Source organism: Paenibacillus swuensis, from assembly GCF_001644605.1.
In the GTDB taxonomy this organism is placed as follows: Bacteria; Bacillota; Bacilli; order Paenibacillales; family DY6; genus Paenibacillus_N; species Paenibacillus_N swuensis.
Genome location: NZ_CP011388.1, coordinates 1975853 through 2001144, shown reverse-complemented (window position 1 = coordinate 2001144; position 25292 = coordinate 1975853). Strand labels below are relative to the sequence as shown.

The window sequence follows — 25292 nt, the reverse complement described above, 5'->3', positions numbered from 1 at the left end:
GTTGGTACTTAGCACAATGAATCCAAGGCGATACACTTTAGAGGGATAGAGAGGGGTGCGTTATGACAATTTCACAGCATCAACCTATTAATGAAGGCAAGACAAACCGCTCCACTCCTAAACACCTGCTCCTCATTGACGGGGAATGTATCTTGTGCGCGGGAATGACCAAATTTGTGGTGTCCCGGGACCTTGGAGACCGGTTTCGTTTCGCGGCTCTACAGTCCGAGGTTGGACGCAGCATGTTGAAACAGGTTGGAGGGAGTCCGGGACGCATGGACACCTTTGTGTATATTCGGGAAGGTCGTTACTACATTAAATCCTCCGCGGCACTTCGGGTTGTGCGCCATTTGGGCAAGGGGTGGCCGTTGCTGTCCGTGCTGTTGGCGGTGCCTGCGCCGATCCGGGACGCCGTCTATGACTTCATTGCCAAACGACGGAACCTCTGGTTTGGAAGACAGGATGTTTGCCTGTGGCGGACACCCGAGCTCCGGCGTAAGTTCGTGGATGAGTTGTCGGAAGAGTAAAATGTTCCCCGTTGCCGATTCCGCCGCCTTCCAGTACAATGAATTGCACGTTGTTTAGAAGGTGGTTACCAATCCATATGACGATAGAACCCGTTTATTATAAAACCCCGTTTGGCTCCGAAATCAAGCATGTTCCGTATGCGCCCATCGCCGGCGGCGAAACCAGCCGCGAGCTGGTTCCTGACACCGCGCAAGACGCGTATTATTTCCGATCGCTGGAAGACCGCGGCATCTGCCTTAACGCGCCTCAGATTGAAGCTGTGCGCCATCATCAAGGCCCGTTGCTGACGCTGGCCGGCGCCGGTTCCGGCAAAACCTCCGTGCTCGTCGCCCGTACGGGCTATTTGCTGACTCTGCACAGAGTGGCCCCTGAGAATATTCTTCTGGTCACATTCACGAAGAAAGCATCCATGGAAATGCAAGAACGCATCGCAAGGCTGCCCGGTATTTCCCGAAGCATCGCAAATCGTGTGCAGGCGAGCACATTTCATGCTTTTTTCTTAAAGCTGATTCGGCACAAAGGACACGCCCAAGACATTCTTGGAGCGGATCGCTACAAACAGATTGTGGTCAAAAAAATCCTGCGCGACCTCCAACTGCATGATTCTTACCAGCCGGAGGATGTGCTGGCGCAACTGTCCGCGCACAAGATGAACGGTCTTAAACCCGACCAGTGGCCGGACCGCACGCCTGAGGAGCGGGAGATTAACCAGATTTTTGCCCGATATGAACAATGGAAGCAACAATATAACAAGATCGATTACGACGACATCCTGGTCATAGCTCATGACATGCTGCAAGAGAAACCGGAGTTGCTGGCCGGCTTGCAGAAGCGCTTCACTTACGTGATGGTGGATGAGTTTCAAGATACGAATTACCTGCAGTATCAGTTGGTCCAAATGCTGGTGCGAAAGTCGCGCAATCTGTTCGTCGTCGGGGATGACGATCAGACGATTTACACGTTCAACGGGGCCCGGAGCGAATTCATTCTGGAATTCGGCCAAACGTTCCCGGGTGCTCGCACCGTCACATTGGATATCAACTACCGTTCCACCTCAAGTATCGTGGGTCTGGGCAACGAGGTCATACGTCACAATCAGAAGCGCAAGGTGAAGACGCTAAAGGCCGTTCATACCAGCGATTTTACGCCGCAGTTTTTCACCCCGGCAACGACGGACGAAGAAGCGGAGCAGATTATTCGCCAGATTCAAACCGAGGTAACTGCGGGCAACCGAAGCTATAAGGATATGGCTATTTTGCATCGAACGGTGAGCAACAGCCGTGCTGTTTTTGAGCAATTGGCATTGCAGAATATTCCGTTCATCCCCTATTCTATGGGCGATCAGACGTTTTACGAGCACTGGATTGTAAAGCCGGTCATCGATCATCTGCGTCTTGCCGCGGAGCCCCGTCAGTTTGATGCGATGGAGGCCGCGGTACACGCGCTTTTTATCCCCAAAGACAAAGGCATGGATTATATCTGGCAGCAAGAAAAGCTCCAGCGCAAGAAATACCCGCTCATCCATTTGAACACTTATCCGGAGCTGAAGAGCTTCCAGAAGGATAAGGTCAAGGAGCGGGTAAAGCTGATCAAGAGCCTGGCGACGATCAAGCCTACGGTCGCGGTGAAGAAAATTCGCGCCGAATTTTATGATCAATTTCTGGAAGCGACGGATCGTCAGGCCGTAACCTCGCATAAGGAAACGATCAAGGAAACGTTGGACGAGCTGGAGGCTTCCGCGAAACGGTTCGAAACCGCGGCCGACTTCATCGCGTTTGTGGACGGCATGATCGCCAAGCATAAGGAGATCGAGCAGTTGCATCAGCAACACGACGCTGACGCTGTATCCCTCATGACCATTCATCGGTCCAAAGGGCTGGAGTTCCCCGTCGTGTTCCTGATCGGCGCGTCCGAGGGCATTCTGCCGCACAGCACAGCGCTCCTTGAAGCGCAGAAGGCTGAGGCGGGGCGGAGCCCCTCGGACCGCGGCAAGAAAGCGGCGCGACCTCCCGCACGCGCCGCCGGTTCCGCGCCCGCGAACGCGGACGACGGCGAGGCCGCCCTCGAAGAGGAGCGGCGCCTCGCCTATGTCGCGATCACGCGCGCGAAAGAGCAGCTCTACATCGCCTCGCCGGCGTGGTATCGCGGCAAGAAGACCGAAGTGTCGCGGTTCCTCCGCGACGCCTTCGCTGCCGCCCGCCCGGCGGGCGCCGCAGCCGCTGCAACGGCTGCGCAGTCCAAGAGGCCGCGCGGCGAAGCCGCGGCCTCCTTGCCGAAGGCGCGCGCGATCAGCCCCGCCGCGCCTTCACCTAAACCGACGCCTGCCGCAGCAAGGGCAGGCGAGGTCACCTCACGCGAGATGACGCTCGCGTGGTTATGTACGGACACAAACTGCAAGGCGTGGTCGAAGATTATATCGTATGATGACGCGAACCAGTCCGAGAAGTCCTGCCCTTTATGCGGCGCGGCGATGCGGCGGGGAAGCAAAGAGGTACAAACACGCATTCAACCGCAGTATTACTAAAGACTGGAAAATCTGTAACCTATGTTCAATAAATGGTCACAGAGTGAGTTGTTACCGTGTTGTAACCCTTTGCGGGGGTATGCTATCATAACAAAAAATGCCGAATCCGTTACAGCAAAAGTAACGGTACGGGGGACGATTTACTATGGGGTGAAGGCTTGCCGATGATTGCGAGCACAGGGAAACCTATTCCCGAACCCGACAACTAACCTCGGAGGCTTATAGGAGGAACATTTTTTGAAAAAGATGTACAGAAGTATGGTTTTGTCATGTGCAGTATTGGCTTCGGCTATTGCTCTCCCCGTTGTATCACAGGCTGCGGTAAATGTGCAGGTGAACGACAATCTCGTGAAATTCAACAGCGATGCGAAGCCTTTCCTTTACGGAAGCCGAGTGCAAATTCCTTTACGTACCGTATCGGAAAATCTTGGGTTTGATGTGCAGTGGAAGGAAAGCGGTCAAGTGCTGTTAAGCAACGGTGAGAAGAATATCGTGCTCGGTTCGGCCGAAACTGCAACGTCCGCCAAAGGCAAGACATTCGTACCGCTTCGGTTCGTTTCGGAAGAGCTTGGAATCGATGTGGATTGGTTCGGGAAAGTGAATTTGGCCGTAGTGAATGCGGACGGCACCACGAATCCGCCTGTGCTTCACCCTGTGAAGGCGGCATATGATAACAGCGGTTTATCGGACAAGATCCTTAAATCCGCTCGCAGCTATCTGGGCGTTCCTTACAAATGGGGCGGCACAACGACAGCCGGCTTCGATTGTTCAGGATTCATTAACTACATATTTGAGAAGAACGGCGTTTCGCTGCCCAGAACTTCATCTCAAATGTTTAAATCCTCCGGAGAACGCACAGCGCATCCAGAGCCCGGCGACCTGGTATTCTTCGGAAAATCCGGTGTGGACCATGTAGGTGTATACATCGGCAACAACCAGTTCATCTCCGCTTCGAACAACGGGGTAGACGTGGACAGCATGGGAAGCAGCTACTGGGGTTCGCGTTATATCGGTGCCAAAAGCGTAATCTGATTTATATCTTGTTTCTGATTTCATCACTCATTATTGTAGACGTGTGCCTTGAAAAAAAGGTTGCACGTCTTTTTGTTGCTTTTTGATAAGGGATCCTGTATAATGCTCCATTGTAGGTCGATATTCACCCTCTATAGTTTATATAACCTCAAAGCAAGATTATATAACCACAATGTAACATAACCCCTCATTTCAATCCTTTTACAAACCAATCTCACGAATTGTACAGGTGTTTTTCGATTGCTCATACAGAATAGAAAAGCAGGCTAATTCACACTGGCGCGGCCGAGGAGTCGCAAGGATGAAAGAGAGGCAGGGCTTTCATTGTTTTAGAAGCGTAAACTTTGTATCAGCAATCCACTATCTAGGATGCTACACAAACGAACAGACCGGAATGAACCCATTCCGTCTGACACCGAAGGATCATCCCTAATGAAACATAGGGACAGGGGTTCGATTACATGCTTGTACGGTTGCTTTACCCTCAAATACCGAACAAGTTCACCAATATAGCAGTGACCTACCGCGAAAGCTCCCGTCTGGGGGCTTTCTTTTTCTATACCTCCGTGCTACGATGTTCATGGTTTACTTTTGTTAAATTCAGGGTAATTAAAACCGCATGAATAATTTAATTCTTTTCTCCATAAAAATAGAGTCAGGTGACCAGACCTAACTCTAAGTCAACGCTTGATCAAGGCTGTGGAGGCGCTCTCATAAATTTGCCTTATTTAGATCCGCACCAGGGCTGGAAGGATCACTTTCTTTTCTCGATGTAAGTTAGTAACGTTAGAATAAACATTCCGAACGAAAACATAACCGTGATCGCTTGAAAAGTTTCCATATGAGGATGTTCCTCCTTTCAAATCGAGGGCACCTCCGCCAGCCTGAAAGCTGTTGTAATTCCATTATATGGGGATTAGAACGAATATATCAGGGTCTTAAGGACTTTTATCTTAAAGTTCTTCTTTGTTTTTTACGACAAAATTTGCGTATTTCAATGCCATTGAGGGGAAGCTGTACATGTTAGCTTTATGGATTCTTATTATCGCGATCATTCTTTTGCTATTTGCGGCCTGTTATGCGGGATGGTATTTCTCGGGAAGAGTGATCCATATCGAGGTCAGATCGTTTGAACAGACATGGGCCAGTGAGCTTGAAGCGAAGCGTTTTGACGCCGAAATGTATGATAAGCTGGTCAAAAAAACGGTATTTCTCACCTCCGCGCATGGGTACAAAATGCACGGAAAACTGCTTGCGGCAGTGAAGGAGTCGTGTAAAACGGTCATCATTGTTCATGGCGTGACGATGTCATCCAATGCGTCCATTAAATATTCCGAGCTTTTCCTTAAACGCGGTTACAATGTGTTGATTTACGACCATCGCAGACACGGCCAAAGCGAAGGAAAGACAACAACGTACGGCTACTATGAGAAACAGGATCTCGGGCTATGGGTGCAATGGCTTCGGGAGCATTACGGCGCTGGCTGCGAGATTGGGATCATGGGAGAATCCATGGGGGCGGCCACAGCGCTGCAATATGCTGCGCTGGATACAGATATCGCCTTCTATGTTATCGATTGCCCTTATTCCGACTTGCGCGAACAATTAGTATACCGATTGAGAGAAGATTTTAAACTGCCCGCGTTTCCACTATTAAATATTGCTAATTTCTTTGTGTGGTTACGTTCCGGTTTTACGTTCGGACAAGTTTCTCCGATTCGCGAGATTGCCGCCGCCGACGCGCCGATGTTGTTTATTACGGGAGCGGATGACCGTTTCATCCCGCCCCGGATGACGCAGGAGCTTTATGATGCGAAGCCGGGCTTCAAGCGGCTGTATATGGCCCCAGGTGCGGATCATGCGATGGCTTATGTTACCGACCGCAAAGCCTATGATGAGGTTGTGGGCGCTTTTCTGGAAGAACTGAGTACTCAGCAGCATTTCGTTCATGCAGACATGCCTCTCCATAAAGAAACCCGCCGTGAGCAGAGCTCTTAGCGGGTTTTTCGTATGCGGAAGTTATTTCGATGTCATGGTCCCGATCATCGACAGGACAGAGGGCTGAAAGCTTTCCGCGCGTTCGCCGGCAGGGATGTCCATCGTAAACTTATACCAATTACCTTCGATTTGGATAACAAACACGTCTTTAGTCAACTTATTATTGGTTGCATGCAACATGATCTTGGGTTCCTTTAGGCTGCCCTCACCTATTTGGGCGTTCGACTCCACCACATCGCCGACTTCTTTTAACTCGGCTTCCGCAAGCTTGCGGATTTCTTCAAAGTCAGGATTCGCGCCCAAGTCTTCGATTCGGGTCATATATTGATCGTCCGCTTCCGCGTACAATACATCCCGTCCAGGTTCCTCTGAAGTCAATATGTAACCAGGCAACGTATACATCACATAACCGTTCGTGCTCTCCGACAACGTGCCCTTAATCGTTTCTTGGGATCCTTCAAGATTCACCGTCAAATCCTTCGTTTGCGGCAAAGGTTCCTTTACGCCGCTTTCATTCTCGCCAGGAACGGTGGCTTCCCCTTCACCGGCAGATGTGCCAACGGCTTTAATCGAAGTTATGAACAACTGCTTGACTTCGCTTCCGTCTTCCGCCTTTGTGGTCAACTCATAGTAATCAAAAGAAACTTTCGCTTTTTCGCTTAAAGTATCCACGGTTGCTTTCACGTTCTCTTCCAGCTGGTACGCTTGCGGCGCGCCGTCCTGGTCAATCTCGACGGTATGGTTATCGATTAACCCGTTGTAAATTCCCTCTGCCGACATCGATGCCGACTTGGATTCTTCTGGCGGTGTTTGCTGGTTCTGATTCGTCTCTTGGTTCGTTTCGTTCGTTGGTTGGCCTGCGGGTTTTCCTTGCATCGGTTCATTGCTGCAAGCGGCTAACGACAGGGCCAATACGCCGGCCAAAGCCATGTGAATGCTAAGTTTGTATGCTTCTTTACGCTTCATGATGAAATGCACCTCCATAACCTTAATAACGTAATGCGCAAGCTTAAGGTTCCAAAATATTATTTGTTCAACAAATGCTCATACGGCTTGTAATCGATCTGATTTTGGCGCAAAAACTTCATGAGCACTTTATAATCCCGCTTGGGCGTTGCCATAATATAACCTTGAATACAATGATCGCGCGTCACTTGCGGCTCGCCGCTATCAAGAGCGACTTGGCCGATTTGCGCCGCGATGGAGTGCTTGGCGATATCCCGAAATGCGGTAGGCACAGGCTCAACAAGCGTATCCAGAAACTGCTTGGCATCGTCGGTCCACATATGCCTGCTGGTTTCCACATAATGATTTTGCCAATCAAGCTTCGACTTGCCGTCTTCCTTCGGAAGAACTTTCATAAATTTGCGGAACATAAAGTAACCGCCGACGGACATAAAGAAAACCAGGATACATACCCAGAACATAATAAACAGCATAAAACCTTCATTGGGTTCGTTCATAGCGCGTCAGTTCACCTCGTGAATGGAATGCCGAAAGACGGTCGCAAGTACCGCTTCCCTTCTCGGATTATACCTTATTCCTAGATTTATTTCGACAATCCCTGTAAAATAGAAAAGGTATGATTGAAGGCGAGAATCTATCTTGAGAATAAAAGGGGTGCTACAACGCTATGTTAAAAATCGGATCTCACGTATCCATGGGGCCAAAAGGGTTATTGTCCGCAGCGAACGAAGCGATTGCGTACGGAGGCAGCACGTTCATGATATATACCGGCGCGCCGCAAAACACGCGCCGTAAGAAAATAGAAGATCTGTTTATAGAAGAAGGACGCCTGCTGATGGAAGAGCACGGGATTAACGAAATTGTTGTCCATGCTCCTTATATTATTAACCTCGGTTCCTATAAAGAGAACACTTATGAGCTGGCGGTCAACTTTTTGCAAGAGGAAATTCGCCGTACGGCCAAGATCGGTGTCAAAAATATTGTCTTACACCCGGGCGCTTACACGGATAAAGACGCGGAATACGGCATCGCTCGAATAGCTGAAGGTTTGACCGAGGTTCTTCGCGGCACGGAAGAGTGCGATGTGAATATCGCGTTGGAAACGATGGCCGGCAAAGGGACGGAGATTGGACGCAGCTTTGAAGAACTGGCGGCGATTATTGAGAAGGTTCCTAATAATGAGCGGATTACAATCTGCATGGACACCTGTCACATCCATGATGCGGGGTACGATATCGTGAACGACCTGGACGGCGTGCTGGCTGAGTTCGACCGAATTATCGGGCTCGATCGTTTGGCTGTTATACATTTGAACGACAGCAAGAATCCGCGCGGAGCAGGGAAAGACCGTCATGCGCCTGTAGGGGCGGGCATGATTGGTTTTGAAGCGATGCATGCCATCGTTAACCACGAGAAACTGCAGCATCTGCCGATGATTCTGGAGACGCCTTGGATCGGCAAGGAAGATAAGACGCAGCGGCCGATGTACGAGGCTGAAATTGCCTTGCTTAGCGGGGATGTATCTGAGCGCTTTGGACCTGAGTTTCTGGAAGATGTGGACAAGCTTCGCAAGTATTTCGCGGGATTGGATATCGACCACCGCGCCTATGTTACGGAAACATGGGATATGATCAAATCAGACGACAAAGCTCGTAAAGCGGATCCGCGGGAACCGATGGAGCGCCTGTACGATATGGTGCTTGAAGGAGAATTGTTCCCGGAGCATTCGGAAGAACAGATTAACCAGCGGCTGACCGCGTGGTTCACAGGCAAGGAAACGATGGCGGCTGTATAATTGCTTGGAATAAAGTCTGGCCAACCTATAATTGCAAGTAGAGAATTCGGAGGCAGGAACAGAAGATGAACAGAGTAAATTATCCTTCAGCACATAAACGGAATGAAGATCGCAAAGACCGGGCGCGCATGTTGATCTCCTGCCCGGACCGACCGGGTATTGTGGCGGCGGTGTCGCGCTTTCTGCATGATCACGGCGCTAACATCGTCCAATCGGATCAATACACAATGGATCCGGAAGGCGGCATGTTCTTTATCCGTATCGAGTTTGATCTGAAGGACCTGGAATGCGGGCTTCCGAGCCTGGAAGAGGATTTCATGCCGATCGCGGAGGAATTCCGTATGGATTGGAATATCTTCCGAGCGGCGAAGAAGAAGCGTCTGGCCATCTTCGTCTCCAAGGAAGATCATTGCTTATTGGAGCTGCTGTGGCAGTGGCAGGCGGGGGATCTGGACGCCGATATCGAGATGGTTGTAAGCAACCATCCGGATATGCGGGAGCTGGTGGAGTCGTTCGGCATCGCGTATCACCATATTCCGGTTACTGCGGATACGAAGGCCGAGGCTGAGCGGAAACAGCTGGAAGTCGTGGCGGACCAAGTGGATGTTATTATTCTGGCCCGTTACATGCAGATCATTTCGCCAAAGTTTCTGGAGCATTATCCGAACCGGATTATTAATATCCATCATTCGTTCTTACCTGCCTTTGTCGGCGGGAAGCCGTATGCGCAGGCGTATAACCGCGGCGTGAAAATCATCGGCGCCACGGCGCATTATGTGACAGAGGAATTGGACGGCGGCCCGATTATCGAGCAAGACGTCCAGCGGGTCAGTCACCGCGATAACGTGGACGACCTGAAGCGAATCGGTCGTCACATTGAGCGGATCGTGTTGGCGCGCGCCGTTTCCTGGCATGTGCAAGACCGGATTCTCGTACATCAGAACAAGACGGTCGTGTTTAATTAATTTGAAGGTTGAGCTGTGGGGGAAACCACGGGGCTCAACCTTTCTTTATGTGTATGGTACTCCCTGCGTGTGCGCATGGCCAGTACATACTTCTTTCTCTCTCGGCCGGAAACTCCGTGCTTTGTGCTTTGTTTTCGCTGTCTGCACTCATGGAATAACCTCACACCTTTCACCCGCCCCGGAAACTCCGCGTATTGTGCACCCTGTGTGCACAGATGGCGAAAAATGTATTTTTCGGTCTCATTTTAGCGGTGTAATGTGGAAAAGCTAATGACAGAGTGGTACAATAATGCAAGTATCTCGATTGGGGAAGCCTGAGTATAGGTTTTCTGCGAAAAATTAGGATCTCTGGGAGGAAATGAAGAATGACCGCTACCAACAAATCGATCGGACAACTATCTATCGATACGATCCGTACCTTGTCGATTGACGCTATTGAGAAAGCCAAATCCGGACATCCGGGTATGCCGATGGGTTCCGCTCCTATGGCGTATGAACTGTATTCCAACTTCATGAAACACAATCCGGATCAACCGCTATGGATTAACCGCGACCGCTTCGTACTGTCTGCGGGACACGGCTCCATGTTGCTTTACAGTTTGCTTCACCTTTCCGGTTATGACCTGCCATTGGAAGAACTTAAGAACTTCCGCCAATGGGGTAGTCTGACACCGGGTCACCCGGAATGGCATCATACGGCAGGTGTGGACGCCACTACAGGTCCTTTGGGACAAGGAATTGCAATGGCCGTAGGTATGGCGATGGCGGAAGCGCAATTGTCCGCTGTATATAATACGGACAAGCATTCCGTTATTGATCACTTTACGTATTCCATTTGCGGCGACGGCGATTTGATGGAAGGGATATCCTCGGAAGCGGCATCCTTGGCCGGACACCTGAAACTGGGTAAGCTGGTCGTTCTTTATGACTCCAACGACATCTCTCTTGACGGTGAGCTGAATCTTTCATTCTCCGAGAATGTCGCTCAACGCTTTGAAGCTTACGGTTGGCATGTTCTCCGCGTAGAAGACGGCAACGATCTTGACGCTCTTAATAAGGCCATTGCCGACGCGAGGGCTGAATCCGGTAAGCCAACTCTGATTGAAGTAAAGACCGTCATAGGTTACGGCTCTCCGAACAAAGGCGGCAAAGGCGGACACGCGGGACCTCACGGATCTCCGCTGGGTGTGGAAGAAACGAAACTGACGAAGGAATTTTACGGCTGGACTTCCGAAGAGCCGTTCTTTATTCCCGAAGAGGTTAAAGGCCACTTTGCCGAGTTAAAATCCAAAGGAATCAACGCATACGAACAATGGACCGCTTTGGTTCAAGAATATACATCGGCTAATCCTGAGCTTGGCGCGCAATTCCAAGCGGCAGTCAACGGAGAGTTGCCGGAGGGCTGGGATGCCGAGCTTCCCCGCTACACGACGGAAGACAAGCCGGTTTCCACACGTGTGGCTTCCGGTAACGCGTTGAACGGGATCGCTAAGAACTACCCGGCGCTTGTAGGCGGATCTGCAGATTTGGAAAGCTCTACAATGACGAACATGAAAGGCTTGCCGGTCTTTACTGCCCAAAATTATGCGGGTCGTAATATTTACTTCGGCGTTCGCGAGTTTGGAATGGCGGCAGCCATGAACGGCATCATGCTCCACGGCGGTCTTAAAGTTTACGGCGGAACGTTCTTCGTCTTTACGGATTACCTCCGTCCGGCGGTACGTCTGGCTTCCATTATGAAGCTGCCTGTTATTTATGTGCTGACGCATGACAGCATCGCCGTCGGCGAAGACGGTCCGACCCATGAGCCAATTGAACAATTGGCATCCATCCGGATCATTCCGGGCTTGACAGTGCTGCGTCCGGCGGATGCGAACGAAACTTCCGCGGCATGGCAATACGCTGTGGCCAACAAAGAAAATCCGGTGGCATTGGTGCTTACCCGTCAGAACCTGCCGATCCTGGAAGGCACTTCGGACTATGCGAACCTGGCGAAAGGCGCCTACGTTGTTAGTGATGCCAAAGCAGGCAAGCCGCAAGCGCAAATTATCGCAACAGGTTCCGAGGTTCAATTGGCGGTGGCAGCTCAAGCCGCGCTGGCTGAGCAAGGCATCCAGGTTCGCGTCATCTCCATGCCAAGTATGGATTTGTTCGATAAGCAATCCAAAGAATATAAAGATTCCATTATTCTCCCGGATGTGAAAGCGCGCTTGGCGGTTGAAATGGCGCATCCGTTCGGTTGGGACCGTTTTGTAGGCGACGGGGGCAGTGTCTTGGGGATCGAGACGTTCGGCGCTTCGGCTCCGGGCGATCGTGTCATTAAGGAATACGGCTTTACGGTTGAGAATGTTGTAGCTAAAGTGAAGGAATTGCTGTAGACCTGAGAACCTATTGCGTTCTGTTAACAAAAGAACGGCTTACCGATCATGGAGAGGGTGGGACAAGTTGTCACAATTTGAGAATGTAACGGTTGTCAAGAAAGCGAATGTGTATTTTGACGGGAAAGTAACCAGCCGCACGGTTCTATTCGCGGACGGATCCAAGAAAACGCTGGGTGTGATGATGCCGGGCGAATATGAATTCGGTGCGGATGTGCAGGAGATTATGGAAATCCTGGGCGGGGAGCTGAAGGTATTGCTTGCCGGCGATAGCGAGTGGATCACCTTTAACGGTTCAGGAGAGTTCATCGTTCCGGCCAAGACGTCTTTTAAATTGAACGTGCTTACCGTGACGGATTACTGTTGTTCTTATGTAGTGTAAAAGGAATGGCGTTTCGACCTTGGTCGAAACGCCATTTGTTTTATTACAAGCTAAGTTGTCGTTCAATATAATACTCCAGTTTAAGGCGGGTATGCGGCGGCAAGCCTGTGAGCATACAGCCGTACCGGAATTGATCCTCTTGATGGTCGGCGCGAATGATTTTGCCCGTAACAGGCGGTAAATCGGCTTCTTTAGGAAAATGAATAACAATGAACATATCTTCCGCAAGCGGGAAGGAAGATAGAATTTGTAAACCTGAATTGGAGAGATCCACAAGGGTGCCTTCGATCGTCTGACCTTTAAATGCCCCTTCCTGTTCCCACTGGTATACTGAGATCTGAAGCTGGATATTCAACTGCAGCCTTGAGCTGCGACGTCGTTCGGGTGCAAGTTCCGCAGCCGTTTCGGCATCTTGCGTCGTCGGATTTGTGGCCGTCTGGATCGTTTGAATCTCGTTATTGGTCCATTCTTCATAGACACGTACTACCGAACAAAGATCATCTTCGCTGTAGCCCTTGCTGTCCGCCATCTGGAACAAGTTCTTGGCTGAATCCAACAAGGGAGACGGCATACGCAACTCATTCGTTAGACTCGCGGCCAACTTCAAATCTTTCAACATCAAGGCAAGTGAGAATTGTGTGCTGAAATCACGTTCAATGATTTTGTTGCCTTTAAGCTCAGCCGCTTTACTTCCCGCGGAGCCCAGACGCACAACCTGCAGAAATTTCTCAGGATCTAACCCGGCTTGTGCAGCCAACATCATGCCTTCTGCAAATGCGGCGTTGTTGATGCCTACAATAGTGTTATGAGCTAGCTTGGCATAAGAACCGGAGCCGGAAGGTCCCATATGAATGATCCGGGAACCAAGAGTTCCGAAGACATCCTGCTGGGCATCCAAAACTGCGTTATCGCCGCCGACCATGAATAGAAGGGTCCCGTCAATGGCGGCAGGTTTACTGCCCGTTACGGGAGCGTCTAGAAATCCGACGAAATGTTCCCCGAGTTCGGACGCGATGCGCCGGCTTAGCGTTGGGGATACCGTACTGCAATCAATTACGGCAGTTCCGCTTCGGATGCCGTGAATGATCCCTTCCGGCCCGAAAATGACCTGCTCCAACGATGCATCGTTGCTAACCATTGTGATGATGACATCGGACAGCTTGGCGATTTCAGACGGGTTTGCCGCCGTTTCAGCGCCTAACTCGACTAACTCCGCCGCTTTGTCCATGGTGCGGTTATAGACTATGACCGCATATCCCTTTTTGATAAGATTGGCTGCCATAGGTTTACCCATGGTGCCTAACCCGATAAAACCGATTGTTTTCAAGTGCCATCACCCCAGACTATTGTACCATTTTGTCAGTGAAATTGGGAATGTTCCCAGGATCAGATTGTGAATGTGTTCACTTGTGTTCATGCCTGTTTTGAAGTAGTATATGGCTATGTGAATTTGTCCGAGCTATCGGAGAATCGGCGCCTCAAAGGCGAATTAAAGATAACAGGAGGTAATGATTACATGTCATCAACAATTCAATTCGACTATAGCAAGGCTTTGTCTTTCATTGGACAACACGAGGTGGATTACCTTACCGACCAAGTGAAAGCGGCTCATGATCAATTACATAACGGAACAGGCGCAGGCAGTGACTACCTAGGGTGGGTTAACCTGCCTTCGGCTTACGATAAGGAAGAATTCGGACGTATCCAAGCTTCGGCCAAGAAAATTCAAGGCGATTCCGATGTGTTAATCGTAGTGGGTATCGGAGGCTCTTATCTGGGCGCGCGGGCTGCGTTGGAAATGCTGTCTCACTCGTTCTATAACGTATTGACTAAAGAGCAGCGCAAGACGCCGGAGATTTATTTTGCGGGAAACAATATTTCCTCGACTTATATTACACATCTTCTTCAAGCAATTGAAGGCAAGGATTTCTCGGTGAATGTCATTTCCAAATCCGGAACGACCACGGAACCGGCGATCGCATTCCGTATTTTTCGTGAATTGCTCGAGAAGAAATACGGTAAAGAAGAAGCGCGTAAAAGGATCTATGCCACTACGGACAAGGCTAAAGGCGCGTTGAAGACTTTGGCGGATGCGGAAGGCTACGAAACGTTCGTGATTCCGGATGATGTGGGCGGCAGATACTCGGTGCTAACGGCGGTAGGCCTTCTGCCGATTGCAACAGCGGGTATCGACGTCGAATCGATGATGAAGGGCGCGGCGGACGCGGAGAAAGAGTACGCGAACCCGAATCTTGCGGAAAACCAGGCTTACCAATATGCTGCGGTACGAAACGCGTTGTATCGCAAAGGCAAAGCGATTGAAATCCTTGTAAATTACGAGCCATCGATGCATTATGTATCGGAATGGTGGAAGCAACTCTTCGGTGAGAGTGAAGGCAAGGACGGCAAAGGGATCTATCCTGCTTCGGTTGATTTCTCCGCAGATCTGCATTCCATGGGTCAATTCATCCAGGAAGGTACGCGTAACCTGTTCGAAACGGTAATCCAGATTGATAAGGTCAACGAGCAGATACAGATCGGGACTGATTCCGAGAATCTGGACGGCCTGAACTTCCTGAGCGGCGAAACAATGGATTTTGTCAACAAAAAAGCTTTCCAGGGAACGATGCTCGCGCATACGGACGGCGGCGTGCCGAACCTGATCGTGACATTACCTGATTTCTCCCCGTACTCCTTCGGGTACATGGTATACTTCTTCGAGAAAGCATGCGGAATCAGCTGTTATCTGATGGGCGTGAATCCGTTTGACCAACCGGGAGTTGAAGCTTATAAGAAGAATATGTTCGCCTTGCTGGGCAAACCGGGCTTTGAGAAAGAGAAAGCGGAGCTGGAGTCCAGACTGAATCAATAATATACCGGTCTGATATAGCATAGGAGGAGGCAGTCTACCAGAGGGTGGGCTGCTTTTTCATATATAAAAAATGTATAATATTGGTCGATTTTAGCGTTGGACTTCTCGTGGGGTGGATTGTTCCTGCTCATATCAGAATGCTGGGTTATCCCCATCCCTCAGTTTTTTGAGAGTAAGAACTGGAGTATGCTTTTAAGAAAGGTAATAAAGATTAAATATAAACAAGGAAATTATGTATGCATGAAACTGGGGAACAAACAACCAGAGATTGTTTAGGAAAAAAAAGAATTAGAAAATTATGACATGAAGGACTTGAAGTAGCTTGTTGAGAAGGAACTATAGAAGTATGAAATGAAGGAAATAGAGAATTTATCCCAATAACTAAGCTCTTTGTTAGGATGATTTTTCGGTATAAAAACATGCTTTAACTTGACATATGAAACCTCACCATAGAAGTTAAGAGAAGCTCCCCAACAAATGGCTGCTCGTTCCGGATCGTCTTAAAGCCTTTAATATGGAAATTACAAGGATTGTATTCAGCAGAGATTACTTCGACAAGTCCTGTAAGCAGCTTTCCCGCATCTCCTTGTTGAATCGCGTGGCGAAGCTTGTGAAGGATTAACCAAGCCGTCTTATAAGTGACTTGAATGATGGTTGCTAGTTGAACCGCATTAATGGAAGCCAAGGGTTAGCTATAAGAAATAAAGCTTGAAACCATTTATGAAGTAAAGTACGGCTTCCTTGCATAATAGTCCCTACGAGAAGGGAAGCTTGGTACTTGCAATTCCGGCATTCATACAGAGGCAATCGGCGCGTTGTTATGATAGTGGCAATACAGCAATTGCACCTGGGGCAACGGTACCCGTTGCGCCACTTGGTAGTGATCAGGATTGGCAGGCATGAAGCTGCATTATGATACTTACGCTTAAATTGATCGAAAGTCACTTCACTGATGGACACAATCCTCACCCCTGCTTTCAAAATACGAACTAATGTTCTGTGTATGTTATATAATACCAATAAAATAGTTTGGTTTCAAGTGAATTTTTCAAAAAAATTTTAAGATAATTTACACCTGATTCTTCGGGATAACCCAGCATCCGCGCTGAAATACCATTCAATACTTGGCATTGAAATAAGCACGCTTTATCAAGCGATACTCATCAAGAAACAATCATCAAGCAACAAATTTTATTCGCAAAGTAAAGGAGAATTGTCATGCTGCACCAATACAAAACTGTGTTACAACAAGGAGAACAAGAAATCATCATTAAGAAATCCCGTTTCATCGGACAAGCTAAACCGGTTGAGACCGAGGAAGACGCGCTCCAATTCATTGAGGAGATCAAGAAGAAGCATTGGAATGCAACCCACAACTGCTCGGCCTATCTAATCGGCGAACGGGATCAGTTTCAGAAGGCCTCCGACGATGGCGAACCAAACGGAACCGCAGGCAAGCCGATCCTTGAAGTTATGAAGCATCAGGGATTGAAGAATACCGTCATTGTGGTCACAAGGTACTTTGGCGGTATTATGCTGGGAGCCGGAGGGCTGGTACGCGCCTATACCGACGGAGCTGTGGCCGCAATTGAAGCCGCGGGGCCGATTGAGATGGTATTGCATCAGGAGGTAAGGGTAGAAGTGGAATACACGTGGCTGGGTAAATTGGAGAATGAGCTGAGGAATCGCGGCGTCCGAACAGGGGAAACAGAGTTCACCGATAAGGTCATGATTTCATGTCTGCCGCTCGCCGAGGATACGGATGCTTTCTGTGCGTGGATGACCGATTTGACACAAGGACAAGGCGCGCTGACGAAGGGAGCTATAAAATATTTTTATACATAATAATTAATAATTATACGAAAAAACTATCGCCCCAAAAAGCGATTTATGATATATTGTAACAAATATAAAGGTTGTATTCTGACCTCATCATGAACGAACTTATACCAGACGACGGAACGACAATCGGACGAAATCGGCGGGAGAAAGCGAGTGATTGGGATTGGCCAGAAAGGCAGTGGATCAGGAACTAAGCAGGTTTCGCATCATGGAAGTGGCGCGTAATTTATTCGCCACCAAAGGCTACAGGGAAGTATCAATGCGCTGTATCGGGCAGGAGCTGGGATACAGTCACGGGTCTCTTTATTATCACTTCAAGGACAAGGCGGAGCTGTTCTGCGCGCTTGTAGCTCAAGACTATATCCTGCTCAACAAGTTGCTGTCGGATGTGCTGACGGAAGCGCCCGAGCAAGGCATGACCCGGCTTGAGATGATCATGCTGAAGTTCATCCGGTTTGGACTGGAGTACCCAAATCATTATGAAATCATGTTCTTGATCGCGGATGCCGACCTTAAGAAATATTCGGAACCGGAGCAGCGCCTATTGTATGAAAGATTCTCTTCTTTGGTATGGGAAGCCTCAGGACGTACATGTGATAAGGCCAATAATTATGCATATTATTTATTCCTGTCCATGCACGGATTTGTAACGCATCATGTTCACGGCACGATCCCATATGATCAGATTGAGCTGACCGCCCGGGAGCATGTGAAATTTCTGTGCAGAGGTCTGTCCTAACACTGTAATGCGAGAAAGCTGTAAAGTGGAGAAATGCTTGTACAATCAGACCTGGACGGTATGGTGGTAGAGGCATTTTTTTTTGCCAAGAGACTGGTGCATCCTATATAGTAAAGAGGTCCGTAAAATTAGGTTAGGGGAGATGGAGACATGTCATTTTTTAACCGTATGCTAGCAAGTATTGGAATTGGGAACGCGAAAGTTGATACTCGCTTGGCTACATCGCAGCTAACGCCGGGTGCGTTAGTGGAAGGAACGGTACACATAGAGGGCGGCAATGTGGAACAACAAATCGACACCATCTATCTGCACCTGATGACGCAGTATATTCGTGAATCTAATGATCATAAAGTAACGGAAACGGCTACAATAGCCAAATTTAAAGTGGCGCAGGGATTCACTTTAAATCCACAGGAGAAACGAGACATTCCTTTCACATTCACTCTGCCGTTGGAAACTCCGCTGACCCTGGGACGCACGCCTGTCTGGATTCGTACCGGACTGGATGTGCAAAGCGCTGTGGATCCTACGGATAACGATCATGTTGAAGTGGTGCCCCAAGCGAATGTGAAGACGGTGCTGGAAGCCATGACCGACTTGGGATTTATGCTTCGTGCTGCGAAGAATGAATATAATCGTCGTTACCAAGGCCGCTTGCCTTTCGTGCAAGAATTCGAGTACTATCCTAGCGGTGCTTATCGGGGCAAGTTGGATGAGATTGATCTGATTTTTTTTCCAAGTGAAAACGGCGTCGAGGTCGTAATCGAGGTGGATCGCAAAGCTCGCGGCTTGGCAAGCTTCCTGGAAGAGGCCATGGATATGGATGAACGGAAACAGAAGGTTTACTTCACCAACCAGGAATTGGCTCAAGGAACATCGGCTGTAGGCAGAAAACTTGAAGAAATTATTCGCTTACACGCGAATTAATGAATTACAAGAAACCGGCGGACTCCGCCGGATTTTTTTTGGCGAGAAAAGGATAGTCAATCACACATAAGCAGTGACAGGAATAGGTTATATAAATTTTTCTTTCGACAGCCATTATATTTTCTCATAAATTACTAAGTCGGTATTGACTGGGAAGCAGACTTTCCGTTAGAATATTGATATAATCCCCAGTAACTTAATAGGAATTGTTATAAATAATATAGAAAATACTTGCTGCCGAACAGATGTTGCGCAGCGGATTCGAATGGACGGGAGTGTTCGTGATGCACATTGAGGTACGCGGTTTAGATAAGAGTTTCGGCAATTTTCACGCCGTCAAGGACGTAAGTTTCTCGATCGAGAAGGGGCGCTTGATCGGTCTTCTGGGTCCCAGCGGCGGAGGCAAGACCTCCATTCTGCGCATGTTGGCCGGCTTGGAAACGCCGACGTCCGGCGAGATCTACTTTCACGGTAAGCAGGTGAACAATCTGCCTCCGCAAGAGCGCGGAATCGGCTTCGTATTCCAGAACTACGCGTTGTTCAAACATATGACAGTCGCTGAGAATATCGCCTTCGGACTTAAGGTTCAGAAGAAGAAGAAAGCCGACATTACGGCTCGTGTGCAAGAACTGGTGGAGCTGACAGGGTTGAAAGGCTTCGAGCAACGCTACCCGAACCAACTGTCCGGCGGACAGCGTCAGCGTGTGGCTTTCGCTCGCGCATTGGCTCCGGAACCGCAGCTGTTGCTGCTCGATGAGCCCTTTGCGGCCATTGACGCCAAGATTCGTTCCGAGCTGCGCACCTGGTTGAAAGACATTATCGAGCGTGTGGGCATCACTGCGATCTTCGTTACCCATGACCAAGAGGAAGCCATTGAAGTGGCGGATGAAATCATGATCATTAATCATGGCAAGTTGGAGCAGAAGGGCACCCCTTGGGAGATTTACAAGCAGCCGCAAACGCCGTTCGTAGCAAGTTTCGTGGGCGAATCCACATTCCTGGATGACATCTCGAATCTTCGCGGTTTTGAAGATGCGGGCGATTGGGAAGGAACGAAGGCATTAATCCGGCCTGAATATATTGAAATCGGCAAGCCGTCCGAATTCGCGCTAGCCTCCGCAACGGAGCAAGGAAAGATTAAGCATATTCATTTCCGCGGCAGCGAATGGAAAGTGGAAGTGGAGGTAGGCGCATACAACCTGACCACCTACCGTTCCTTGGAGAAAGATGTGCTTCAGCCGGGCGAGGATGTTCAAGTGCTCGTGCATCGAGCTTACCTGTTCAACGATGAAGACAGCTGGATTATGGAGAATCGGTTGAAGGAAGACCCGATGCCTGTGCATATCTAGAAGCCGATTAGGTTTAGGCAACACAAGAAAGCGGAACCCTTGGGATAAGGGTTCCGCTTTCTTGTGTTATGCGGGATTCAGAATGAACTTGTCGATGACATGCTTCACACCGTCTTCATTGTTGGATAAAGTAATGTAATCCGCAACTTCCTTCAGCGGCTGAATGGCATTGCCCATAGCCACGCCAAGTCCGGCTACTTCAATCATCTCGTGATCATTCCACGCATCGCCCAAGGCAATGACCTGGGAGAGCTCAAGTCCGTAATGATTCGCCAAAAATGTAACGGCATGTCCTTTTGTGCCTTCTTTGTGCATAAACTCTAAGTAATGGGCTTTCGATTTCGTAATATGGGTCCGATCCCCGATCAACGGACGAAGCTCCAAGGCGATAGCGTCCAATACCTCGGGATCGTCGATCATGAGCATTTTGGCAAAAGGCTGTCCCAGCAAACTGCGGAAATCCGGTTCGATCCGATAAGGAACATTGGATAATTTGCAGTAATCCTTAATCTTCTGGTTATCTTCCTTCGCATACACAACATCGTTGATGTAAACCTGAAGATGATACCCTCGAGCTTCACAATAATCATACAATTCAGCCGCCGCATCATCGGGTACATAACGCTCGTACAATACCTGCTCATCCAGCAGATTCTTAATTAACGCACCTTGGTAAGTAATAAGAGGTACATTGAGGTTAATCTGTTTGGCAATCTTCTGAGCGGAGTCATACATACGGCCCGTAGCCAGTGTCACGACAACTCCTTGTTCGATCGCGGCCTTCATCGCTTGCTTGGTGCCGTCCGTAACTTGTAATTCATCGTTCAAAAGGGTATCGTCAATATCAATTGTGATTAATTTGTAATTAGACATGGTTAAACTCCTATCTCGATTTGGATTTGGTGGAAAGTGCGCGGACATTCGGTTGTAATTCAGATAACAGCATTCCTCCGAAGATTAACAAGCAGCCAAACAAGGCTTTCGGGCCGAGCTGTTCTCCAGCCCATAACACAGCGGTCAGAGCCGCGAAAACCGGCTCCATCGCGAAGATAATGGCTACCCGCGCCGGCGTCGTAAAGCGCTGGCACGCGGTCTGCACGACAAACGCGATGGCTGTGGCGAACAGCGATGTGATGAGCAAAGCCCACATCACATCGGGTTGCAGCAGAACCTCGGTGGAAAGCGCGGTGCGCGGTTCAAGCAACAGCGCGCCGAAGCTGCTGAGAACGGCAACGGTAGCAATCTGCATCAGCGCGAGCAGGAGCGGCGGGTACGAGGGCGCGAATTTGCCCGTGTACACAATATGCAGGGCGAACGCGACGGCGCATAAGAGCACCAGGACATCGCCGAAGTTGACCGCAAACGTCTCGCCCAGCGTTAGAAAGTACAGCCCTCCTGCCGCGGCCGCGGCTCCCAGTATGGATGGGATCCGCAGTTGTTCCTTCAGCAGGAAGACCGCGAACAGGGGTACAAGCACGACAGACAAACCGGTAATGAAGCCGGTGTTGGCCGATGTGGTGTACAGTAAACCGGCGGTTTGAAACGCGTAACCGCAGAAGAGCATAAATCCCAGAAAAACCCCGGGCAGCAGCATACCGACCCGAAAAGCGGTAAGTTGGCTTCTGAAGAACACCAACATCATGACCAACAGCATCAACGCGGCCATGGCGAACCGGATGGCATTAAAGCTGAACGGGGGCAAAGTCTGAATGGCGTTCTGAACGATAACGAACGTGGTTCCCCAGACAAGAGCGACTAAGAGTAGAGAGAGATCTGCAAGCCATGTACGTTTCAAAACAGGGAGCCTCCAACCGTAACAACGAAATTATGTTTATTATAACCCGCAGTGATCATCATTTAAAGTTTCAGGGAGGTTTTTATGGAAAGCATGTGGTTAGGAAGTATACTATCCGCCCTCGCTACGGGAGCGGGAGCGCTGCCCGTTCTCTTTATGCGTTCGGCGACGCATCGGTTCAGAGATATTCTGTTAGCCTTAACGGCAGGCATTATGATGGCTGCATCCACGTTCAGCTTGATTCCCCAAGCGCTTAGTGAGTCTAATCTAAGGATTGTTACTTTGGGCATCTTCATGGGCGTCATTCTGTTGACTCTCATAGGCAGGGTCATTCCTCACTTCGATCTTGAGAGCAAAATGGGCAATAAAATCGACAAGAAAACTCTGCTGATCATTACCGCGATTACCATGCATAACTTGCCGGAGGGACTGTCTGTCGGGGTTAGTTACGCCGATAATACAGACGGGCTCGGCGCCTTGATTGCGTTCGCCATAGGTCTGCAAAATGCGCCTGAGGGCTTCCTGGTAGGTCTTTTTCTGGTAAACCAGAATATTTCCAGGTTTGCCGCCATCGCCATTGCGACGCTGACCGGTGCCGTGGAAATTGTAACCGCCTTTATCGGATTCCAGCTTACGCAATATGTGGAGGGATTGGTGCCGTACGGTCTTTCTTTTGCCGCAGGAGCTATGCTGTATATCGTGTATAAAGAGTTGATTCCCGAGAGCCACGGGGACGGTCACGAAACCGCCGCTACCTATGCTTTCATCTCGGGGCTGTTGGTGATGATTTATCTCATTCATTGGTTCGGGGGATAAGAGATTGCGTGTTCACTCCTATTCAAGCTTGGGTTGAGGTGTTGAAACAAGGAAGTGCGATAGAAAGACGGGCTGCTGCCCTCTTTGTTTTTGAAAGCGCGGCTAAAGGAGTGGATGCTCGGGTAGCCAAGTGTATCGGATATTTCCTGCATGGACAATCGGGTATACTTAAGCAAATTCTTGGCCCGCTCCATCCGCATTTGTTGATGATACTGCATTGGTGTGATCTGAAAAGCGTTCTTAAAAAGACCGATTAAATAGTGTTTGTTCAAATGAAATTGTTGAGATAATTCATCCAAAGTCAGATCCCTGTTGGCATGCAGATTCATATGCCGTTGTATTTCCATTAATAATGTAAATTGATCAGGCTCATCTTGCCGATGCATCCACTGGGATTCCCTTAAGAGAAAGGCAAGCAGTTCAAGAACCAAGGCTTTCAGACGAATTTCGTAATGAGGCATCCTCATCTGAAACTCTCGAATGGTGTCAAACAGGATGGGTTCTAAGGATAGCGGCTCCCTGAGTCTGAAAAAGTTTGGCAATATCGTATCCGGTCCCGAAAGCACATTTTCCCGAAACCACGCATGTTCCGATGGATTCATTTCATCTTTCATCTGAAACGAAACGGTAACCTCCCCGCTGTCATGCTTTTCGAATAAATCAAAATGAATATGAGGCTGATCCACCATCGCGTCGCCTTTAACTTTAATGGAATGGCGCTGTCCCGGCTTAAAGAGAAACACATCCCCAGGCAAACCATGATAAATGGAATGTTCTACGGTAACCTCCAATTCCCCCTGCTTTAAATACAGTAGTTCATAATCCCAAAGCATTCGTTCCATAATGTGAGTGCCAGGATGCATCCAATGATCCATGGCAACTCGAACATAAGGAGAATAAGGGACATCGGGCAAAGCGGCCGCCTCCTCGAGTGTCTAGCATTTGACGAATATATCGTACATAAATGATAAATAAATGTATACGGTTTATTTATTGAGTTTAGTGGATTCGCTATTAATGACAAGGTTTATGCGAATGAAGGTAGTGAATATATAGTAATTCAAGGTATGAATTCTTAATAAATGATAAATTGTTCTAAACTTTTGCTAAATATTTATGAAAACTTTGGCATTACAATAGCCATATATTTAATCAAGTAAGCGGAGGGCAGCGACATCCTGTTAGTGCGTAGAAACAAAGATGAAGAAAACTAGATATAGGAGGAATTATACCATGTTAAACGGATCCTTTATGAGCAATCTGACTCGAGTAAGTCATGCCAAAACGAGGTCAATCAGCGCGGAGAATTTTACCGGAGAAAAAGGCAAAGGCGGTATGGCGACGGAAGGTACCGGCGCTCAATGCGCAAGGGAACTAGGCCTAGGCTGGAAGCTTTCCCCGTCCATTGAACTTATGGGAAAGAGCACAGTTACCCTTGCGGAGATTGAAGGTCCCGGCATTATTCAGCATATCTGGATGACAAGCCATAATCATCATTGGAGAAAGCTTGTGCTTCGTGCCTATTGGGACGGTGAAGAGAATCCTTCCATCGAGGTGCCTTTCGGTGATTTCTTCTGTAACGGCTGGACGGAACGTTGTAACGTCAATTCATTCCCCATCGCCGTGAATCCGGCAGGAGGGTTTAATTCATACTGGGAGATGCCCTTTAGAACCTCGGCTAAATGGACCATTGAAAATCTAAGTGATGATGCTACCCATCTCTATTATCAATTTACTTATGCCTTAACAGAGGTTCCTGAAGACGCCGCCTATTTCCATGCGCAATGGAGAAGAAACAATCCCCTCCCATACAAAGAAGTGCATACCATTGTAGACGGCATCAAGGGACACGGTCATTATGTAGGGACCTACATGGCCTGGGGAGTTAACAGTAACAATTGGTGGGGCGAAGGTGAAATCAAGTTTTTCATGGACGGAGATCAGGAGTATCCCACCATTTGCGGCACGGGTACGGAAGATTACTTCGGCGGAGCCTGGAACTTTGAATTTCCTCAAGGGCAATACGGCACTTATTCGACGGCATTCCTGGGTATGCCTCAGGTGATTAAACCGGATGGATTGTACCGCAGTCAGCAACGCTTCGGGATGTATAGGTGGCATATTCTGGACCCAATCCGTTTCGAGGATGACCTGAAAGTAACGATTCAAGCGCTGGGTTGGCGAAGCCACGGACGTTATCTGCCTTTACAGGATGACATCAGCTCAACCGCGTTCTGGTATCAAATCGAGCCTCATACCGCCCATCCCGTATTTCCCGGATTGAATGAGTTAGAAGTGGTATAAAGTATTTAAACCCTACATTCGGTGCGGGGTTTTTACCTATATATTCATAAATTACCGTGAAGTCACAGGGCCGAGATGTT

General features: G+C 49.0%; 23 protein-coding genes and 1 riboswitch. Of the genes, 15 read left to right on the top strand and 8 right to left on the bottom strand.

Translation table 11 applies throughout. From position 1 onward, the window contains the following. Positions 1-62: 62 nt before the first annotated feature. The 3 genes from SY83_RS08750 to SY83_RS08740 all read left to right on the top strand — a co-directional run bounded on the left by SY83_RS08750 (position 63) and on the right by SY83_RS08740 (position 4084). Positions 63-527, top strand: a complete 465-nt coding sequence (locus SY83_RS08750) for a thiol-disulfide oxidoreductase DCC family protein (protein WP_082882407.1) — start codon at positions 63-65, stop codon at positions 525-527. A gap of 77 nt (positions 528-604) precedes the next feature. Then, on the top strand, positions 605-3052 hold the full coding sequence (locus SY83_RS08745; protein WP_068605897.1) for a UvrD-helicase domain-containing protein: 2448 nt from the start codon (positions 605-607) through the stop codon (positions 3050-3052). Positions 3053-3140: 88 nt separating this feature from the next. Next, positions 3141-3287, top strand: a riboswitch (cyclic di-AMP (ydaO/yuaA leader). 44 nt (positions 3288-3331) lie between these two features. Continuing rightward, positions 3332-4084 (top strand): C40 family peptidase, encoded by a 753-nt coding sequence (locus tag SY83_RS08740; protein WP_197480005.1) that lies wholly within the window; start codon positions 3332-3334, stop codon positions 4082-4084. 754 nt (positions 4085-4838) lie between these two features. Here SY83_RS08740 and SY83_RS23500 read toward each other — a convergent pair. After that, positions 4839-4898: a putative holin-like toxin gene (locus SY83_RS23500; protein ID WP_231891440.1), complete on the bottom strand. Its 60-nt coding sequence runs from the start codon at positions 4896-4898 to the stop codon at positions 4839-4841. 206 nt (positions 4899-5104) lie between these two features. Here SY83_RS23500 and SY83_RS08735 point away from each other — a divergent pair, with 206 nt between their 5' ends. Further along, a complete protein-coding gene (locus SY83_RS08735; protein WP_068605895.1) occupies positions 5105-6082 on the top strand; it encodes an alpha/beta hydrolase in 978 nt (325 codons plus the stop codon). Between the two features lie 21 nt (positions 6083-6103). Here SY83_RS08735 and SY83_RS08730 read toward each other — a convergent pair whose 3' ends face one another. Further along, positions 6104-7048 (bottom strand): hypothetical protein, encoded by a 945-nt coding sequence (locus SY83_RS08730; RefSeq protein WP_068605894.1) that lies wholly within the window; start codon positions 7046-7048, stop codon positions 6104-6106. Between the two features lie 59 nt (positions 7049-7107). After that, complete coding sequence (locus tag SY83_RS08725) at positions 7108-7545, bottom strand: DUF2621 domain-containing protein (protein ID WP_068605893.1); 438 nt, start codon at positions 7543-7545, stop codon at positions 7108-7110. A 170-nt stretch (positions 7546-7715) separates the two neighbouring features. On the opposite strand from SY83_RS08725, the gene SY83_RS08720 reads away from it, so the two are divergent. From SY83_RS08720 to ppnP, 4 genes are all read left to right on the top strand, one after another. Beyond that, positions 7716-8843, top strand: coding sequence for a deoxyribonuclease IV (locus SY83_RS08720; protein WP_068605892.1), 1128 nt, complete (start codon positions 7716-7718; stop codon positions 8841-8843). Between the two features lie 65 nt (positions 8844-8908). After that, positions 8909-9808: a formyltetrahydrofolate deformylase gene (gene purU / locus SY83_RS08715; protein WP_068605891.1), complete on the top strand. Its 900-nt coding sequence runs from the start codon at positions 8909-8911 to the stop codon at positions 9806-9808. 365 nt (positions 9809-10173) lie between these two features. Beyond that, entirely contained in the window at positions 10174-12186 is a 2013-nt protein-coding gene (gene tkt / locus SY83_RS08710) for a transketolase (RefSeq protein WP_068605890.1), read from the top strand. 67 nt (positions 12187-12253) lie between these two features. Then, positions 12254-12568, top strand: coding sequence for a pyrimidine/purine nucleoside phosphorylase (gene ppnP / locus SY83_RS08705; protein ID WP_068605889.1), 315 nt, complete (start codon positions 12254-12256; stop codon positions 12566-12568). A gap of 43 nt (positions 12569-12611) precedes the next feature. Here ppnP and SY83_RS08700 read toward each other — a convergent pair whose 3' ends face one another. Next, positions 12612-13895 (bottom strand): NAD(P)-binding domain-containing protein, encoded by a 1284-nt coding sequence (locus tag SY83_RS08700; RefSeq protein ID WP_068605888.1) that lies wholly within the window; start codon positions 13893-13895, stop codon positions 12612-12614. A gap of 189 nt (positions 13896-14084) precedes the next feature. On the opposite strand from SY83_RS08700, the gene SY83_RS08695 reads away from it, so the two are divergent. Next, positions 14085-15440, top strand: a complete 1356-nt coding sequence (locus SY83_RS08695; RefSeq protein ID WP_068605887.1) for a glucose-6-phosphate isomerase — start codon at positions 14085-14087, stop codon at positions 15438-15440. A 424-nt stretch (positions 15441-15864) separates the two neighbouring features. On the opposite strand, the gene SY83_RS23295 is transcribed toward SY83_RS08695, so the two are convergent. Beyond that, positions 15865-16125: a hypothetical protein gene (locus SY83_RS23295; protein WP_197480004.1), complete on the bottom strand. Its 261-nt coding sequence runs from the start codon at positions 16123-16125 to the stop codon at positions 15865-15867. Positions 16126-16658: 533 nt separating this feature from the next. On the opposite strand from SY83_RS23295, the gene SY83_RS08690 reads away from it, so the two are divergent. From SY83_RS08690 to SY83_RS08675, 4 genes are all read left to right on the top strand, one after another. After that, positions 16659-17285 carry a YigZ family protein gene (locus SY83_RS08690; protein ID WP_068605886.1) on the top strand — a complete coding sequence of 209 codons (627 nt, stop codon included), beginning with the start codon at positions 16659-16661 and terminating at the stop codon, positions 17283-17285. Positions 17286-17445: 160 nt separating this feature from the next. Next, entirely contained in the window at positions 17446-18021 is a 576-nt protein-coding gene (locus SY83_RS08685) for a TetR/AcrR family transcriptional regulator (protein ID WP_068610997.1), read from the top strand. A 150-nt stretch (positions 18022-18171) separates the two neighbouring features. Further along, positions 18172-18948: a sporulation protein gene (locus SY83_RS08680; RefSeq protein ID WP_068605885.1), complete on the top strand. Its 777-nt coding sequence runs from the start codon at positions 18172-18174 to the stop codon at positions 18946-18948. 284 nt (positions 18949-19232) lie between these two features. Further along, complete coding sequence (locus tag SY83_RS08675; RefSeq protein WP_068605884.1) at positions 19233-20297, top strand: sulfate/molybdate ABC transporter ATP-binding protein; 1065 nt, start codon at positions 19233-19235, stop codon at positions 20295-20297. Positions 20298-20363: 66 nt separating this feature from the next. Here the strand turns inward: SY83_RS08675 and SY83_RS08670 are convergent, their stop codons facing one another. Both SY83_RS08670 and SY83_RS08665 read right to left on the bottom strand, forming a co-directional pair. After that, positions 20364-21170: a Cof-type HAD-IIB family hydrolase gene (locus tag SY83_RS08670; protein ID WP_068605883.1), complete on the bottom strand. Its 807-nt coding sequence runs from the start codon at positions 21168-21170 to the stop codon at positions 20364-20366. 10 nt (positions 21171-21180) lie between these two features. Beyond that, positions 21181-22092, bottom strand: a complete 912-nt coding sequence (locus tag SY83_RS08665) for a DMT family transporter (protein WP_068605882.1) — start codon at positions 22090-22092, stop codon at positions 21181-21183. Between the two features lie 84 nt (positions 22093-22176). Between SY83_RS08665 and SY83_RS08660 the strand changes: the two genes are divergently transcribed. Continuing rightward, positions 22177-22908, top strand: a complete 732-nt coding sequence (locus tag SY83_RS08660; protein WP_068605881.1) for a ZIP family metal transporter — start codon at positions 22177-22179, stop codon at positions 22906-22908. Here the strand turns inward: SY83_RS08660 and SY83_RS08655 are convergent. Then, positions 22890-23750, bottom strand: a complete 861-nt coding sequence (locus SY83_RS08655; protein ID WP_197480003.1) for an AraC family transcriptional regulator — start codon at positions 23748-23750, stop codon at positions 22890-22892. The genes SY83_RS08660 and SY83_RS08655 overlap by 19 nt on opposite strands. A gap of 391 nt (positions 23751-24141) precedes the next feature. Between SY83_RS08655 and SY83_RS08650 the strand changes: the two genes are divergently transcribed. Then, on the top strand, positions 24142-25212 hold the full coding sequence (locus tag SY83_RS08650) for a glycoside hydrolase family 172 protein (RefSeq protein ID WP_068605880.1): 1071 nt from the start codon (positions 24142-24144) through the stop codon (positions 25210-25212). The last annotated feature ends 80 nt before the right edge of the window (positions 25213-25292 follow it).